Origin of the sequence: Devosia sp. XK-2 (assembly GCF_037113415.1) — a bacterium.
In the GTDB taxonomy this organism is placed as follows: Bacteria; Pseudomonadota; Alphaproteobacteria; order Rhizobiales; family Devosiaceae; genus Devosia.
Map to the genome: position 1 here is coordinate 3,488,436 of NZ_CP146608.1, position 15,262 is coordinate 3,503,697.

17 protein-coding genes are annotated in these 15,262 nt (G+C 61.6%); 12 read left to right on the forward strand and 5 right to left on the reverse strand.

Annotated features, from left to right (window positions below; all coding sequences use genetic code 11):
- The first annotated feature begins 118 nt into the window (after positions 1 to 118).
- The 6 genes from argC (at position 119) to leuB (ending at position 4,691) form a co-directional block, all read left to right on the forward strand.
- Positions 119 to 1,072 carry an N-acetyl-gamma-glutamyl-phosphate reductase gene (argC, locus tag V8Z65_RS17130; RefSeq protein WP_338721360.1) on the forward strand — a complete coding sequence of 318 codons (954 nt, stop codon included), beginning with the start codon at positions 119 to 121 and terminating at the stop codon, positions 1,070 to 1,072.
- 297 nt (positions 1,073 to 1,369) lie between these two features.
- Positions 1,370 to 1,975, forward strand: a complete 606-nt coding sequence (gene leuD / locus V8Z65_RS17135) for a 3-isopropylmalate dehydratase small subunit (protein WP_338721361.1) — start codon at positions 1,370 to 1,372, stop codon at positions 1,973 to 1,975.
- A gap of 7 nt (positions 1,976 to 1,982) precedes the next feature.
- Positions 1,983 to 2,411: a GNAT family N-acetyltransferase gene (locus V8Z65_RS17140; RefSeq protein WP_338721362.1), complete on the forward strand. Its 429-nt coding sequence runs from the start codon at positions 1,983 to 1,985 to the stop codon at positions 2,409 to 2,411.
- 7 nt (positions 2,412 to 2,418) lie between these two features.
- Positions 2,419 to 2,814, forward strand: a complete 396-nt coding sequence (locus V8Z65_RS17145; protein WP_338721363.1) for a RidA family protein — start codon at positions 2,419 to 2,421, stop codon at positions 2,812 to 2,814.
- A 13-nt stretch (positions 2,815 to 2,827) separates the two neighbouring features.
- The gene (locus V8Z65_RS17150; RefSeq protein WP_338721364.1) at positions 2,828 to 3,502 is read left to right on the forward strand and encodes a CPBP family intramembrane glutamic endopeptidase; all 675 of its coding nucleotides are present in this window, start codon (positions 2,828 to 2,830) and stop codon (positions 3,500 to 3,502) included.
- An 88-nt stretch (positions 3,503 to 3,590) separates the two neighbouring features.
- The gene (leuB, locus tag V8Z65_RS17155; protein ID WP_338721365.1) at positions 3,591 to 4,691 is read left to right on the forward strand and encodes a 3-isopropylmalate dehydrogenase; all 1,101 of its coding nucleotides are present in this window, start codon (positions 3,591 to 3,593) and stop codon (positions 4,689 to 4,691) included.
- A gap of 136 nt (positions 4,692 to 4,827) precedes the next feature.
- Here leuB and rpsP read toward each other — a convergent pair whose 3' ends face one another.
- The 3 genes from rpsP to V8Z65_RS17170 form a co-directional block, all read right to left on the reverse strand.
- The gene (gene rpsP / locus V8Z65_RS17160; protein WP_338721366.1) at positions 4,828 to 5,217 is read right to left on the reverse strand and encodes a 30S ribosomal protein S16; all 390 of its coding nucleotides are present in this window, start codon (positions 5,215 to 5,217) and stop codon (positions 4,828 to 4,830) included.
- 41 nt (positions 5,218 to 5,258) lie between these two features.
- Positions 5,259 to 6,842 (reverse strand): signal recognition particle protein, encoded by a 1,584-nt coding sequence (ffh, locus tag V8Z65_RS17165; protein ID WP_338721367.1) that lies wholly within the window; start codon positions 6,840 to 6,842, stop codon positions 5,259 to 5,261.
- Between the two features lie 196 nt (positions 6,843 to 7,038).
- Entirely contained in the window at positions 7,039 to 7,476 is a 438-nt protein-coding gene (locus V8Z65_RS17170) for a methyltransferase domain-containing protein (RefSeq protein WP_338721368.1), read from the reverse strand.
- 170 nt (positions 7,477 to 7,646) lie between these two features.
- On the opposite strand from V8Z65_RS17170, the gene V8Z65_RS17175 reads away from it, so the two are divergent.
- Both V8Z65_RS17175 and V8Z65_RS17180 read left to right on the forward strand, forming a co-directional pair.
- The gene (locus tag V8Z65_RS17175) at positions 7,647 to 7,976 is read left to right on the forward strand and encodes a hypothetical protein (protein ID WP_338721369.1); all 330 of its coding nucleotides are present in this window, start codon (positions 7,647 to 7,649) and stop codon (positions 7,974 to 7,976) included.
- Positions 7,977 to 8,045: 69 nt separating this feature from the next.
- Positions 8,046 to 8,603 (forward strand): hypothetical protein, encoded by a 558-nt coding sequence (locus V8Z65_RS17180; RefSeq protein WP_338721370.1) that lies wholly within the window; start codon positions 8,046 to 8,048, stop codon positions 8,601 to 8,603.
- Between the two features lie 3 nt (positions 8,604 to 8,606).
- Here V8Z65_RS17180 and V8Z65_RS17185 read toward each other — a convergent pair whose 3' ends face one another.
- Positions 8,607 to 9,809, reverse strand: coding sequence for a GNAT family N-acetyltransferase (locus tag V8Z65_RS17185; RefSeq protein ID WP_338721371.1), 1,203 nt, complete (start codon positions 9,807 to 9,809; stop codon positions 8,607 to 8,609).
- Positions 9,806 to 10,765, reverse strand: coding sequence for a hypothetical protein (locus V8Z65_RS17190; protein WP_338721372.1), 960 nt, complete (start codon positions 10,763 to 10,765; stop codon positions 9,806 to 9,808). The genes V8Z65_RS17185 and V8Z65_RS17190 overlap by 4 nt, the downstream gene beginning before the upstream one ends.
- Before the next feature lie 295 nt (positions 10,766 to 11,060).
- Here V8Z65_RS17190 and dapF point away from each other — a divergent pair, with 295 nt between their 5' ends.
- The 4 genes from dapF to V8Z65_RS17210 all read left to right on the forward strand — a co-directional run bounded on the left by dapF (position 11,061) and on the right by V8Z65_RS17210 (position 15,248).
- Positions 11,061 to 11,909: a diaminopimelate epimerase gene (gene dapF / locus V8Z65_RS17195; protein WP_338724062.1), complete on the forward strand. Its 849-nt coding sequence runs from the start codon at positions 11,061 to 11,063 to the stop codon at positions 11,907 to 11,909.
- The gene (gene mtaB / locus V8Z65_RS17200) at positions 11,909 to 13,171 is read left to right on the forward strand and encodes a tRNA (N(6)-L-threonylcarbamoyladenosine(37)-C(2))-methylthiotransferase MtaB (RefSeq protein WP_338721373.1); all 1,263 of its coding nucleotides are present in this window, start codon (positions 11,909 to 11,911) and stop codon (positions 13,169 to 13,171) included. The genes dapF and mtaB overlap by 1 nt, the downstream gene beginning before the upstream one ends.
- A 16-nt stretch (positions 13,172 to 13,187) precedes the next feature.
- Entirely contained in the window at positions 13,188 to 14,390 is a 1,203-nt protein-coding gene (gene ftsY, locus V8Z65_RS17205; protein WP_338721374.1) for a signal recognition particle-docking protein FtsY, read from the forward strand.
- 240 nt (positions 14,391 to 14,630) lie between these two features.
- Positions 14,631 to 15,248, forward strand: coding sequence for a septation protein A (locus V8Z65_RS17210; protein ID WP_338721375.1), 618 nt, complete (start codon positions 14,631 to 14,633; stop codon positions 15,246 to 15,248).
- Positions 15,249 to 15,262 lie beyond the last annotated feature (14 nt).

Sequence of the window (15,262 nt, forward strand, 5' to 3'; positions counted from 1 at the left end):
TTCGCCCCAGTTAAAGACAATCCCACCCCGGAACCACATCTATCCTTGGGGCGCTATGGTCTTGACGTCGGGACAGCTTGGCCGCATTACCGCCGCGTCCCACACGGAGGCATGAAACATGGTCGCGAAGATTTTCATCGATGGTGAAGCGGGAACCACGGGTCTGCAGATCCGCGAGCGCCTTGCCAGCCGCCGCGACCTCGAAGTCATCTCCATTGCCCAAGACAAGCGCAAGGATCTCGATGAGCGCAAGCGCCTGCTCAACCAGGCGGACGTCGCCATCCTGTGCCTGCCTGATGATGCCGCCAGGGAAAGCGTGCGGCTGATCGAGAATGACACAACGCGTGTGATCGACGCCTCGACCGCCCATCGCGTGGCCGAGGGCTGGGCCTATGGCTTTGCCGAAATGGATGTCGGCCAGACCGCGGAAATCGCCAAGGCCCGCTATGTCGCCAATCCCGGTTGCTGGCCGCAGGGCCTGATCGCCGCTGCCCGCCCCCTGATCGAGGCGCGGCTGCTGCCCAATGATTTTCCGCTCTCCTATCACGGCGTCTCGGGCTATTCCGGCGGCGGAAGGCAGATGATCGAGGACTATGAGGCGCAGGGCGATGCGGCCAGCCAATACATGCCCTATGGCCTGACCTTCCAGCACAAGCACCTGCCCGAAATGGCCCATTACGCCAAGCTCGGCCGGGCGCCGCTCTTCGAGCCGGTGGTGGGCAATTTTGCCCAGGGCATGTCGACTTCGCTGCCCATCCACACCGATATGTCTGCCGAAATCCCCACGGGCAAGGACCTGCACGCAGCGCTGAGCGACTACTACGCCGCCATCCCTGACAGCTTTGTCCGCGTGGCACCCTTTGATCCGAACCTGGGCAAGACCCCGGCGCTCGATCCGCAGGCCCATAACGGCACCAATACGCTGACCCTGCATGTCTTTGCCAATGACGCGCTCCATCAGGCCGTCATCTGCGCTGTCTATGACAATCTGGGCAAAGGCGCCTCCGGCGCGGCCGTGCAGAACCTCAACATCATGCTTGGCGTCGGGGCGCGGGAGAGCCTGGCGGCTTAACTCGTAATTCTGGCCCTGAGCACCCCTCACGGCTCCTTCGCACCCTCCCCCTTGTGGGGAGGGAAGCGAGATAGGACTTAGCCCTTCGCTAAGTCCGTTATCGAGCAGGGCGGGGGCGTCTCTCCGCGAGTAAGGTGTGCGAGGCCCACCCCACCCTTGATCCCTCCCCATCAAGGGGAGGGAGACGACGGAACCGATACATCGGCGCTCCAACCGTACGCTTCGGTACGGTTAGGCCTTGACCGCAGCCCTGCTTATGCGCGATGACCAAGCCCAATAGCGAGGTTTGTTGGCCCCATGGACAAATTCACCACTCTGACCGGTGTCGCGGCACCCCTGCCGATCATCAATATCGACACCGATATGATCATCCCCAAGCAGTACCTGAAGACCATCAAGCGCACGGGCCTGGGCACCGCGCTGTTTTCAGAAATGCGCTACAACGAGGACGGCTCGGAAAACGCCGAATTCGTGCTCAACAAGCCCGCTTACCGCAACGCCCAGATCGTCATTGCCGGTGACAATTTCGGCTGTGGCTCCAGCCGCGAACACGCCCCCTGGGCCCTGCTCGATTTCGGCATCCGCTGTGTGATCTCCACCAGCTTTGCCGACATTTTCTACAATAACTGCTTCAAGAACGGCATTCTGCCGCTGGTCGTTACACCCGAACAATTGAAGCTCCTGCTCGACGATGCCGAGCGCGGCTCCAATGCCACCCTGACCATCGATCTGGAAAGCCAGACCATCAAGGGCCCGGACGGCGGCACGCTCAATTTCGACATCGACCCGGCCCGCAAGCATATCCTGCTCGAAGGCCTCGACGACATTGCCGGCACGCTCAAATCCGATCCGTCCATCTCGGCCTTTGAAGGCAAGATGGCCAACGAGCGCCCCTGGCTCTGAGCCCGCCATGGTCGAGATCGTCTTCGAGCCCGAGCCGCTGCCGGAGACACGATCGGCCATTTTTGACTGCCTGCTCGACCACAATATGAAGGCAACGGGTGGAGCCTATGGCCCTCCCGAACCTTTCGCGTTTTCGCTGCGTGATCCCGCAACAGGTGCTGCAAATGGGGGTCTTACCGGACGCATTCTCTTTGGTTGGATGTTTGTTGAACTGCTCGCGGTCCCCAAAAGCCTGCGCGGCCAGGGCCTCGGTCTGACCCTGATGCAACGGGCCGAGGCTTTAGCGCGGGAGCGACAATGCCTGGGCATCTGGCTCGACAGCTTCAGCTTTCAGGCGCCGGGCTTTTACAAAAAGCTGGGCTTCACAGAATTCGGCGCAATTGCCGACTATCCGCCCGGCCACATCCGGCACTTCCTTCTCAAACATCTTAAGTGATCCTCCAATGGTCCAGCGCGTTTCCACCGGTTCCCCTTTCGAAGCCACTTTTGGCTATTCCCGCGCCGTGCGGCATGAGGATACGGTCTATGTGTCCGGCACGACCGGCTATGACTATGCCACCATGAAAATGCCCGAAAGCGTTGGAGAGCAGGCCAAGAACGCCCTGGCCACCATCGACAAGGCTCTGAAGGAAGCCGGCTCCTCGATCCAGGACACGGTGCGCGTGGTCTATTATGTTGGCGACCGCGCTGACGTGGACCAGGTCGTGGCCGCGGTCGGTCCCGTCTTCAAGGATATCCGCCCCGCCGCCTCCATGCTCATCGTCCAGATGATCGAAGAAGGCATGAAGATCGAGATTGAAGTCACCGCCCGCATCGGTGCGGCGACCAGCCATGGCTGAGGTGGAGAGCCCCATGGTGAGCTTGTCGAACCACGGGGCCCCGGCACACCAGACCGGCAAGCAGATCGCCCTCACGTTTCACGCAGCGCTCCTGATCGGGGCGCTGTTTTTCATTGTGCCGGCGCTGACCAATTGGCATCCGCAATATGGCTATCTCTTCGCGCTGACCTTCTACTGGCTCTTTTTCTGCCTGCCGGTCATCGGTTGGCATGCGCTTGAGGGCAATGACGGGCGCCTGTTTTCAGAAAGGCTGCCCTGGCGTGACTGGTGGATCATTCCGCTGCTGCTGGCGCAGGCCGGGCTCGTGGCAATGGTCAATTTCGCGCCCAATACTTCGATCCTGACCAGTGGCTCAATGTATCTGGCCCTACTGATCGCCACCATTAATGGACCGGTCGAAGAAATCGCCTGGCGCGGCGGTTTCATGGGCACGTTTCGCGACAGGCCGCGTCTCGGCTTTTGGCTGGGCTGGGGCCTTTTCACGGCCTGGCATGTGCCGCTCGCCATGAGCCATGGCATCGTCTTTGACGGAGGTGCGCTCGCGCTCGTGGGCGGCGCCGCCGGACTGGGCCTGCTCTGGAACTGGATCGCCTGGCGCACCGGCTCGGTCTTTTATGTCGGCCTGGCCCATTTCCTCACCAACATCTTCGCCTTCTGGGTGCTGTTCGACCGGAACGGATTTAACTGAAGCCGCCTTGCGCAAACCCCGAAAAACCTTGTATGTCGGCACCAATTTCAAGGTGTACCCACCAGTACGGCAAGGAGCTTGTTCCAATATGGCCACCCATTCCCTTTTCCTTTTGCCCGGTGACGGCATCGGCACCGAGATCATGGTCGAGGTGGAAAAGCTCATCGCCTGGACCAATTCCGAAGGCCTGACGGATTTCTCGACGGATTCGGGCCTCGCCGGTGGCGCTGCCTATGATGCCCATGGCGTGGCCATTACCGACGAAGACGTGGCCAAGGCCAAGGCCGCCGATGCGGTGATCTTCGGCGCTGTTGGTGGTCCCAAATGGGACAATGTTCCCTATGAACACCGTCCCGAAGCCGCCCTCTTGCGCCTACGCAAGGAACTGGCCGTTTTTGCCAATCTGCGCCCCGCCATCTGCTATCCGGCCCTGGCCTCGGCCTCCTCGCTCAAGCGCGAGCTGGTGGAAGGCCTCGATATCCTGATCGTGCGCGAATTGACCGGCGGCGTCTATTTCGGTGAACCGAAAACCATTACCGACCTGGGTGATGGCCAGAAGCGCGCCGTGGACACCCAGGTCTATGAGACCTATGAAATCGACCGCATTGCCCGCGTGGCCTTCGACCTGGCCCGCACCCGCGGCGGCAAAGTCCATTCTGCCGACAAGAAAAACGTGATGAAGTCCGGCGTGCTCTGGGACGAAGTGGTCAAGGGCGTCGGCAAGGACTATCCCGACGTCGAGCTGCACCACATTCTGGCCGACAACGCCGCCATGCAGCTGGTGCGCACGCCAAAACAGTTCGACGTCATGGTCACCGACAATCTGTTCGGCGACATCCTCTCGGACGTTGCTGCCATGCTCACCGGTTCCCTTGGCATGCTGCCCTCCGCCTCGCTCGGCGCGCCCGATCCGGTGACCGGCAAGCGCAAGGCCTTCTATGAGCCCGTGCACGGCTCGGCCCCCGACATTGCCGGCCAGGGCATTGCCAACCCCATCGCCATGATCGCCAGCTTCGCCATGGCACTGCGCTATTCGTTCAATATGGGCGAGCTGGCCAATCAGGTTGAAGGCGCCATCTCGGCCGTGCTCAGCGATGGCCTGCGCACCGGCGATATCGCCCAGGACAATTGCAAGACCGTCGGCACCGAAGAAATGGGCGCGGCGATTTTGGCGAAGTTGAAGAAATAAGGACCGATCTCAGCTGACCATCGGCAGTCACCCCGGCCAAGGCCGGAATGACATCGAGTGAGTCAGGACACTTCGCACAAACAAAAAGCCCCGGTGTCACCACCGGGGCTTTTGCATTCAGGCAAATGCCAGACGCTTATTCAGCAGAAGCGGCTTCCTCGGCGGGGGCTTCAGCCGGAGCATTGGCCGCAGCTTCGCGAGCGGCCTTTTCTTCAGCGCGTTCCTTGGCCTTATCGCCCGGGACACCCTTGTTCGGGTTGTTGCGGGCTTCGCGCTTGGCAAGGCCAGCAGCGTCCAGGAAACGCAGCACGCGGTCGGTGGGCTGGGCGCCCTGCGACAGCCAATGCTGGGCGCGCTCATTGTTCAGCACGACGCGGTTTTCAGCGTCCTTGGCGAGCAGCGGGTTGAAGGTGCCCAGCTTTTCGATGAAACGGCCATCGCGCGGCGAACGGGCATCGGCAATGACGATGTGGTAGAAGGGGCGCTTCTTGGTGCCAGCGCGGGCAAGGCGGATCTTGAGAGCCATTTTGCAGTCCTGTCAGTTAAGTCGAGTTGTTATATTCGGGGTTATTTCTTCTTGCCCAGGCCCGGCAGGCCAGGGAAACGGGGCGCTCCGCCAAGACCGGGCAAAGCCGGTCCGCCGGAGGATTTCAAAAGCGCATTGACGTCGCTGGGCAGCGATTTCTGCGCGGGAAGCTCTGCCGAGGGCAGGCCCTTCAATTGTTCAGGGTCGACGCCGGCCTGGCGGGCCATGGCTTCGAGCTGCTTGGGGTCCATTTTCGACAGATCGGGCATGCCACCCATCATCTGCCCCATCTTGCCGCCAAACATACCGCCCAGCGCGCCCATGCCACCCTTGCCGACCTTCTTCATCATGTCGGCCATCTGGCGGTGCTGCTTGGCGAGCTTGTTGATTTCCGAGACCTCGACGCCCGCGCCAGCGGCAATGCGCTTGCGGCGGCTGGCATTGAGCAGGTCCGGATTGGCCCGCTCTTTTTTGGTCATGGAACTGATAATGGCGATCTGGCGGTCAAAGACCTTCTCGTCGATATTGGCGCCGGCCATGGCCTTTTTGAGCTGGCCCGCACCGGGCAGCAGACCCATCAGGCCGCCCATGCCGCCCATCTTCTTCATCTGCTGCAATTGGCTGCGCAGATCCTCGAAGTCGAAGGAGCCCTTTTTGAGCTTCTTGGCCATCTTCTGGGCGTCTTCGGCGGAGACGTGCTCGGCAGCCTTTTCGACGAGGCTGACAATGTCGCCCATGCCCAGAATACGGTCGGCGATACGCGAAGGATGGAAATCCTCCAGCGCATCCATTTTTTCGCCCACACCAATCAGCTTGATCGGCTTGCCGGTGGCCGCGCGCATCGAAAGCGCCGCACCGCCGCGCCCATCGCCATCGACACGGGTCATGACGATGCCGGTCACGTCGAGACGGCTATCGAAACTGCGCGCGACGTTGATCGCGTCCTGGCCGGTCAGCGCATCGACAACCAGCAGAATTTCGTGCGGCTTGGCGATCTCCTTGATGGAGACCGTTTCGGCCATCAGCTCTTCATCGATATGGGTGCGGCCGGCCGTATCGAGGATGAGCACGTCATAACCGCCCAGGCGCGCTTCGCGCTCGGCGCGGCGGGCAATCTCAACCGGCGTCTCGGTGGCAACGATGGGCAGCGTATCGACACCCACCTGCTCGCCCAGCACCTTGAGCTGTTCCATGGCGGCCGGGCGGCGCGTATCGAGCGAGGCCAGCAGCACATTCTTGCGCTGCTTGTCCTTGAGGCGCTTGGCGATTTTGGCGGTTGTGGTGGTCTTGCCCGAACCCTGCAGACCCACCATGAGGAGGGTGACGGGCGCGGGCGCATTGAGGTCGATGGTGACAGCGTCCGAACCCAGCACCTGGACCAGCTCGTCATTGACGATCTTGACCACTTGCTGGCCCGGCGTCACAGAGCGGGTCACCTCGGCGCCGACGGCGCGCTCGCGCACCTGCTCGACAAAGGCGCGGACCACTTCGAGCGAAACATCGGCCTCGATCAGCGCCCGGCGGATTTCGCGCATGGCCGCATCGACATCGGCCGCGTTGAGCGCGCCGCGTCCGCGAAGACCATCGAAAATTTTGCCAAGCCGGTCGCTTAAGCTCTCAAACATGTCTCGTCCTTTTCGCTCGCAGGCCAATCCCGCAAGAGATAGGGTCCATAAGGCCAAATGCAAAACCCACCCGCGGGCGCAACGCGCTGGCGGATGTTGGCCTCCGGGATCGTGGAACCCTTGCGGGGCCCCGGTCGGCTGGTCAGGAGCAAAAGCCTGATGAACGGGCTGGCTTTAGGGGAAAGCCGACGACGAGTCAAGGAAAGCCGGCAAGATCGCGGACGCGGATCGGCGGCCGGTCATCAATGCACAGCAGCCCCTCCGGACCAAGCGCGCCCTTCAGCTGGGTCAGGGCTGCTTGTTCCAATTCGGGATGCCGGCCATCCAGCGCGCCCACCCGCATGGCAAAGGCGAGATCGAACCGGGATTCATTGGCATAAAGCTGGAAGGTTTCGACGGACGCCTGCCGGAATTCCAACCGCCCGCTCGCCAATTCCGCAGCCGAGCCCGCAATGGCCAGTGCGATCGCCTTGGCCGAGCGGTCAATGGCAACGATCTTGCCCGAGCCGAGCATATGGCTGACCGCCCGCGCCGCCACGCCCGGGCCGCAGCCGATCTCGAGCACGCGCATATCCGGACGCAGCGGCAGGGCCGCGACCTGTCGGGCAATTCTGGGAGACATCTTCTGGTTCATGAGCACTCCCTTATCGTCAGGGGCCGTCACCACGTGTCAGGAGCGCCCCAACCTGTCCGTAGCCTTTCCGGTTCGTGACGGGCCGGGCAAAACAATGACCAAACCCTAACTTGTCCCCGGCCGCGGGCTGCCGTCATCCTTTCTCCTATCCCAAAAAAGGAGGAAATGACGTGACTCGCCCGCTCAAGATTGCCCTGGCCCTGCCGCTTCTGGCCGTGTCCATACCCGCCTTTGCCGTCTCAACGCCCGAGGCCGTACTCAACGATGCAAACCGGCCGGTCACCGCTATTGCGGCCGAACTCGACGTAACGCCGCTGCAATTTGCCACCTGTTTTGCCGGCGTCAGCCCGGCCCGGACCGAAGCAGAGCTGAACGGCCAGCGCGAACGCAACAATAAGGCCATTCTTCTGCCCTGCCTGCAGGCGATCAATCCCGATATCACCAACGCCCGGCTCGACATGGTGATGGACAAATATCGCGCCGGTCCACCAGGGAACTGAGTGGCGCCCCATGCCGGGGACGTCTTATGGTAATCCCGCAATTGCGGCGGCGGCGGGGGCGACATGGCAATGATTGAAACAGCCCAGGCGCTTGCACTGGCCAAAGGAAAACGGGCCATAGGGATCGATGGTCTGCCTGTATCGGGCAAATCGACCCTCGCCGAGCACCTGCAGGCGGAATTGGGTGCGGTCTGCCTCTATCTGGACGATTTCGTCATACCCGAAGACCTTTGGCCATGGCCGCACCGGCCAGCCTATCCATTCCCCTATATGCGATATGCCGAGTTTCTGGAGGCGGCAGCGGCGCTCACTACGGATCAGACCTGCACTTATCAGCCCTATGACTGGGCGACGGGGCAACTCGCAGGGCCCCGAACCTTACATGCCGGAGCCGGCCCGGTCGTGATCGAAGGCGTGTCGGCGCTCTGCGAAACGCTATCTCCATTCTATGACCTGCGAATCTGGGTGCAGAGCGATGCGGCAACGACACTCGCTGCCGCCTATGACCGCGACGGACGTTCCTGGCACAGGCAATGGCGGGATTATTTCCTGCCCAGCGTTGAGCTCTATATGGCCACCCATCCACGCGATCGCGCTGACGTCGTCGTCAGGGGCCGCGGTGCCTAGGGATTAATGCCCATGCCCTGCCAGCCGCATCAGGCGCGAACGCAACCGCGTCGGTAGGGCCAGAACCAGCCGCTTTATTGCGGGCCGCAACAGCACGTCCCAGACCCGGAACATGACCCAGCCGCGCGGCGTGGCTGGCAGTGCATAGTCGCGCACCACCACGGTCTGTGTGGCAAATGTCAGTTTGTACGGCATGGCCGGTACACCCAGATCGCAGCCTTTAAGACCCTCTTCCGCGCAGGCTCGGATAATATCGCTCAATTGCAGCCTGCCAGGACTTTCCTCGGAATGGGAGAAGTCGCGGCTGGCCACATAGGCGTAGTAGCGATCGCCATGGACGAAGCCCCACTGCTCGGCCAGAGGCTGGTCATTATGCAACAGAACAAAGGCGCGAATATCGATATCGTCGCGCCCTACAAGGCTCGTGCAGAAATCGGCAAACCCGCCTTCGCGGAAGGCGCGCGAGGTCAGCCCCTGCTCGCTGAGCCGATCTGCCCGCCCTTCCAGCGTACGCGCAATCAGCGCCCGCTGATCCTCGGGTCGGTCAAGACGGCGCAATGTGGCAGGGCCGGACCGCTCCAGGCGATTGCGCGCATTGCGCATATTCTTGCGCGTCTTGGCCCGGATGGACGAAAAATAGCTGGCAAAATCGACATAGGCGTCGAGTGCGACATAGGGCGCGCCCTGCGCCTCGCCGGTTTGGATACAGGTTCTGGGCATGCCCCGAGCCAGCGCCGAGCCATCGCGCACCTTGAGTAGGCTCACCCCGTCGGCAGGCGATGCCGCCAGGGCCGCATGCAGCAAACGGGACACAGCCTCGCCCGCATCGGTATCGGCATCGATCAGGACATCCGACACTTGCGCAAAGGCATGTCCCAAAGGCACCAGCAGTGACCGCCTGCCGGTCCGGATGCGCTCGAGCGGCAGCACAGCGACCAATCGCCTGTCATCTTCAGCCACGGCAATGACGGGATCGAAATCCCGATTGCCGCGCGCCGCCTCGAAAGCAAAGACCGCTTTGACCCAGCCCAGGCTTTGAAACAAGCCCAGACCGCTGCTGCGCGTTTCCAGTTCGAGCCACCGGTGCGCCAGAACCTCGAGGGCCGCTCCGGTCTGCACAACCGAGGCCCGCAGACCGCGGCTGGCTGCTTGCGCGCCCCGGGCGCGGCGGTCTCTTGAACCGGAAATCGCGCCGGCAATACTCATTTCTCGAAACTGTGCGCCGGAATATCCCGCACACCCTCGGGCGCCGATGGGTCGACCTGGAAGTCGACGCTGTAGACTTTCTTCTTTTGCGGATTAAGCGGCGAGAACTTCACCGCCCCGGCAATGCCCAACTTGGTGAGATAGGAAAGGCCGGTCACCTGCTGGCTGAGCTTGTGCATTCCCAATTTGGAGCGCAGCACGCCATTGGCATAATTGACCGCATAATGCTTGCGCAGATCATCGGTCCAATGCTCGGTGGTGAAACTGACATTGAGCATGCCGTGATTGACCACGCGATGCGGACCGTTGAGCGGCCAATGCAGCATCTGCCCCGCTTCCAGATCATAGACCTGGGCGAAATCGTCGAACCATGGCTCGAAAGGCATATCGGTTTCGCGCAATTGTCCCAGGATCAGCTTTTCCAGCGCCGGCTGGGAAATGAAGGGGGCCTGGGCGGGATAGACATAAACCTTCTTGGTGCCGCGCACCTGCCACAGGCTCTGGCCCGGCACGTCAGAATGGTATTTCACCGAGACATTGGGCGAGGAAATGAGAATGGTCAGGTTCCGCTTATAGCTCTTGAACCCGGGCACCCGCTCCTCGAATTCGGCATAAAGGCTATCGAGCAATTCGCCATAGGCCGGGTTGGTCTTGGCCGGGGCCACGAGATTGACCCAGATATTGCCGTTTTTGACCGTCTCGATCACCTCGGCGCCCGACAGCCCCTTGATCTCGCCCTCCCGCCGCTTGGGCGGATTGCCCGGCGTCTTCTGCGAATAATTGACGTGATAGGCCTCGCGCGGGCTGTTTTCGATCAACGCGGCCAGAGCCGTATCGGTAAACAGGGGCGAATTGGCCAGGCTATGTTGCAGGCGCAATGCCTGGCTGCCCCAGATCTGGGGGTAATGGGGCTGCCAGTCGGTAATGATCTGATCGGAAATGAGCGGCATATTCATCGGTGCGGTCCCCGGAAAGAGCGGCGCTGAAGAAATTATTGGTAGCTCAGCCTAACGCATCTACACCCATATGCATCCCAAAGCTGGTCGGCTGGTTAAGATCGAGCCCAACGCAAATAGTTAAAACTAAAAGAAAATTTTAGCGCCCTGATGATATCGACAGGCAGGTCGTGTCCGTCGCGCGACGGGCCGGACTGGCAATTACAGGTCAGTTCCGCCATATAGGACGGCAAACCTGCCCTGCCGGGCGGCACAAATGTGGAATTGCGGCGTGAGCGACGTCCCCTTTTTCAAAATGAACGGACTGGGCAACCAGATAATCGTTGCCGATATGCGCGGCACCGCGGCCCGCATCACGCCCGAGGCCGCTATTGCCATCAATGCGCGCGCCGAAACGCGCTTTGACCAGATCATGGCCATCCACGATCCCAGGACACCGGGCACGGCAAACTATATCGAGATTATCAATTCCGACGGCAGCAGGGCCCAAGCCTGCGGCAATGGCATGCGCTGCGTGGTCCAGACGCTGAGCGCCGAACAGGGCCGGCAGCGTTTCACCTTTGAAACCATAGCCGGCATCCTGTTTGGCGAAGAGGCCGAAAACGGCCTGATCACGGTGGATATGGGCACGCCAAAATTCGCCTGGTACGACATTCCGCTCAATGAGGAATTTGCCGATACCCGCAAGGTGGAACTCCAGATCGGCCCGATAGACGCGCCGGTCCTGCATTCCCCTTCGGTCGCTTCCATGGGCAATCCCCACGCCACGTTCTGGGTCAAGGACGACGTGTGGTCCTATGCGCTCGACCGGTTTGGACCGCTGCTGGAAAACCATCCGCTCTTTCCCGAGCGCGCCAATATATCCATTGCCAATGTCGTCGCCCCCGACCGTATCATCCTCAGGACCTGGGAGCGTGGCGCGGGCCTGACCGAGGCCTGCGGCACGGCCGCTTGCGCGGCCCTGGTCAATGGCGCCCGCACCCGCCGCACCGCCCGCAAGGCGACCGTGACCGTGCCCGGCGGCGATCTTGTGGTGGAATGGCTCGACAACGACCATGTGACCCTGACCGGCCCCGCCGAAAACGAGTGGTCCGGCAGGCTCGATCCAGCGACCGGCACCTGGACGCGCAGCGAGGCGGCCTGATGGCGGTCGAAACACTGACTTTCGGCTGCCGCCTCAATGCCTATGAAGGCGAGGTGATGAAAGCCGAGGCCGAAAAGGCCGGGCTCGACAATGCCATCATTATCAATACCTGCGCGGTAACGGCCGAGGCAGTCCGGCAAGCCAAGCAGGCTGTGCGCAAGGCCCGCCGCGACAATCCCGAAGCCCGCATCATCGTTACTGGCTGCGCCGCCCAGACCGAGGCGCGCAGCTTTGGCGACATGGATGAGGTGGATCTCGTTATCGGCAATGCCGACAAGCTCAAGGCCGAAAGCTATAAGCCCATGGTCTTTGGCACGCCCCTTAACGACAAGGTGCAGGTCAACGACATTATGAGTGTGCGGGAAACCGCCGGACACCTCATCGAGGGCATGGATGGCCGCACCCGCGCCTTTGTGCAGGTGCAAAATGGCTGCGATCATCGCTGCACCTTCTGCATCATTCCCTATGGCCGCGGCCCGTCCCGTTCGGTTCCCATGGGCCTTGTCGTCGAACAGATCAAAAAGCTCGTCGCCAATGGCTATTCCGAAGTGGTTTTGACCGGGGTCGACATCACCTCCTACGGCCCCGACCTGCCCGGCGCGCCGACGCTGGGCAAGCTGACTCAGTCGATCCTGAAACACGTGCCGGACCTGCCGCGCCTGCGCATCTCCTCGATCGATTCCATCGAGGCCGATCCGGCCCTTTATGAAGCCGTGTCCGACAGGCGCCTGATGCCGCATCTGCATCTCTCGCTGCAATCGGGCGATGACATGATCCTCAAGCGCATGAAGCGCCGGCATCTGCGCGATGATGCCCTGGCCGTGGTCGATAAGCTGCGCGCGCTGCGGCCCGACATGGTCTTTGGCGCCGATATTATCGCCGGCTTCCCCACCGAAACGGACGAAATGTTCGAAAATTCGCTGCGCTTCATCCTGGAGGCGAATTTGACCTATATCCATGCCTTTCCCTATTCGCCGCGCCCCGGTACGCCCGCAGCACGCATGCCGCAGGTGAACAAGGCCGTGGCCCGCAAGCGCGCCGGCCGCTTGCGCGAGGCGGGCGAGACCCAGTTCCGCGCGCTGTGCAACAGCCGCATTGGACAGACAGAATCTGTTCTGGTTGAACGCAACGGCCTGGGGCGGACTGAACAATTCATCCCCGTGCGCATTGCCGGAGCCGAGGCTGGCCAATTGCTCGACGTTCGGATTTCCGGACTGAGCGATGACGGGCTGGCCGGCACACCCCGTCAGGCCGCGGCGTGATTATCAAGGACATCGCATGAGCGAAAAGAAACCCGGCTTCTTCCAGCGCCTGTTTGGCGGCAATCAGCCCGAACCAGCACCCGCGCCTGAGGAGACCACCTCGGAAACGCCGGTGACCCCGGACGCCATCCCCGATGTGCCCGAGCCGGAGACCGAACCAACAACGCCAGTCGAGCCGACCGAACCGCCTCCGGTGCCCGAGCACGATCTGCCGCCCGGCCCACCCGAGACCACGCCCGACTATATCGAGGATGTGGAGGACGAGCTGGCTGCTGCGCCGCAGCCGGTAGCCGAACCTGAACAGCCAAAGGGCTGGTTTGCCCGCCTCGCCTCAGGCCTCAAGCGGTCCTCGGATAACCTCACCAATTCGATCACCTCGGTTTTTACCAAGCGCAAGCTCGATGCCGCCACGCTCGATGAGCTTGAGGACGTGCTGATCCAGGCCGATCTTGGCATCGACACGGCCATGGCCATCACCGAGGCCCTGCGCCGCGACCGCTTCGACAAGGATGTCTCGGGCGACGATGTGCGCGCCGTTCTGGCCGCCGAGGTCGAACAAGTCCTTGGCCCCGTCGCCCAACCGCTAACGATCGACAGCACCAAAAGGCCGTTCGTTATTCTGATGATCGGCGTCAATGGCTCGGGCAAGACCACTACAATCGGCAAACTGGCGCAGAAATTTGCGGCCGAGGGAAAATCGGTCATGCTCGCCGCTGGCGACACTTTCCGCGCGGCAGCCATCGAGCAATTGCAGGTCTGGGGCCAGCGCACCGGCGCACCGGTGATCGCCAAGCCGGCCGGAGCAGACGCGTCAGGCCTGGCCTTCGACGCCGTTACCCAGGCCAAGGCCGAGGGTCGCGACATATTGATCATCGATACCGCCGGTCGTCTGCAAAACCGCGACGAATTGATGAATGAGCTCGAAAAGGTCATTCGCGTTATCAAGAAAGTGGAGCCCGAGGCGCCACATGCGACCCTGCTGACCCTCGATGCCACCACCGGCCAGAATGCCCTTAAGCAGGTTGAAATTTTCGGCCAGCGCGCTGGCGTAACCGGTCTGGTCATGACCAAGCTCGATGGCACCGCCCGTGGCGGTATTCTCGTGGCCATCGCGAAAAAGTTCGGCCTGCCGGTCCACTATATCGGCGTCGGCGAGGGCGTCGGCGATCTCGAGCCTTTCGAGGCCAAAGATTTTGCGCGCGCCATCGCAGGCCTCTAACCGTCCGCGTAGCGGCAAATCGTTCCATTGGAACGATTTGAGGTGAGACGGCCACGAAAGCGATGTTGAGTGGCGGGGAGAGTTCCCCTCGCCGACTCGGCTTCGCCGGGCCACCTCTCTCCCCGATGGGGAGAGGAAAAGACCTCTGGGTACAGTCAAAATCTGACCACTCTTACCCGCTATCGGCTTGCATCGGGGCAAAGCTGCCATCACATTGGCTGCAACGCTACGGAAAGACTGATGACGGAAAAAGCCGAACCGGAAATCAATTGGGACGAGACACGGCCCCAGATCATCAAGCTGGCGCTTGAGCTTGGGCCGCTGGTCGTCTTTTTCATCATGAACGGCCGCGCCGATATTTTTGTCGCCACCGCCTGGTTCATGGCGGCCATGGTTCTGTCCTTGGCGCTGAGCTGGTTTATCCTGAAGAAAATAGCCGTCATGCCGCTGGTCACCGGCGTCGTAGTGCTGGTTTTTGGTGGCCTGACGCTTTGGCTGCAGGACGACACCTTCATCAAGATCAAGCCCACCATCACCAATACGCTTTTCGCATCGGTGCTGCTGGGCGGGCTGCTCTTCGGCCAGTCGCTGCTCAAATATGTCTTCGGGGATGTCTATAAGCTGCGGCCCGAGGGCTGGTGGAAGCTGACCCTCAATTGGGGTCTGTTCTTTGTCGTCCTGGCCGTGCTCAACGAAGTGGTCTGGCGCAGTTTCTCGACCGATTTCTGGGTCGCCTTCAAGGTCTGGGGCATCATGCCGTTGACCGTGATCTTCTCCATGACCCAGCTGCCGCTGCTCAACAAATATGCCCCATTGGCAGAGCCGGCAAAGACCCCGCCAATGGGCGCTGAAAGTTAAGACCCGCGCCCGGC

Bases quoted from the DNA above. Each gene is read 5' to 3' on its own strand.
- rpsP (WP_338721366.1), bottom strand. From the start codon at position 5,217: ATGGCTCTCAAGATCCGCCTTGCCCGCGCTGGCACCAAGAAGCGCCCC.
- V8Z65_RS17170 (WP_338721368.1), bottom strand. From the start codon at position 7,476: ATGAACCAGAAGATGTCTCCCAGAATTGCCCGACAGGTCGCGGCCCTG.
- mtaB (WP_338721373.1), top strand. From the start codon at position 11,909: ATGGCGGTCGAAACACTGACTTTCGGCTGCCGCCTCAATGCCTATGAA.
- V8Z65_RS17150 (WP_338721364.1), top strand. From the start codon at position 2,828: ATGGTGAGCTTGTCGAACCACGGGGCCCCGGCACACCAGACCGGCAAG.
- V8Z65_RS17180 (WP_338721370.1), top strand. From the start codon at position 8,046: ATGATTGAAACAGCCCAGGCGCTTGCACTGGCCAAAGGAAAACGGGCC.
- ftsY (WP_338721374.1), top strand. From the start codon at position 13,188: ATGAGCGAAAAGAAACCCGGCTTCTTCCAGCGCCTGTTTGGCGGCAAT.
- ffh (WP_338721367.1), bottom strand. From the start codon at position 6,842: ATGTTTGAGAGCTTAAGCGACCGGCTTGGCAAAATTTTCGATGGTCTT.
- V8Z65_RS17185 (WP_338721371.1), bottom strand. From the start codon at position 9,809: ATGAGTATTGCCGGCGCGATTTCCGGTTCAAGAGACCGCCGCGCCCGG.
- argC (WP_338721360.1), top strand. From the start codon at position 119: ATGGTCGCGAAGATTTTCATCGATGGTGAAGCGGGAACCACGGGTCTG.
- V8Z65_RS17145 (WP_338721363.1), top strand. From the start codon at position 2,419: ATGGTCCAGCGCGTTTCCACCGGTTCCCCTTTCGAAGCCACTTTTGGC.
- V8Z65_RS17210 (WP_338721375.1), top strand. From the start codon at position 14,631: ATGACGGAAAAAGCCGAACCGGAAATCAATTGGGACGAGACACGGCCC.
- leuB (WP_338721365.1), top strand. From the start codon at position 3,591: ATGGCCACCCATTCCCTTTTCCTTTTGCCCGGTGACGGCATCGGCACC.
- dapF (WP_338724062.1), top strand. From the start codon at position 11,061: ATGAACGGACTGGGCAACCAGATAATCGTTGCCGATATGCGCGGCACC.
- leuD (WP_338721361.1), top strand. From the start codon at position 1,370: ATGGACAAATTCACCACTCTGACCGGTGTCGCGGCACCCCTGCCGATC.
- V8Z65_RS17140 (WP_338721362.1), top strand. From the start codon at position 1,983: ATGGTCGAGATCGTCTTCGAGCCCGAGCCGCTGCCGGAGACACGATCG.
- V8Z65_RS17190 (WP_338721372.1), bottom strand. From the start codon at position 10,765: ATGAATATGCCGCTCATTTCCGATCAGATCATTACCGACTGGCAGCCC.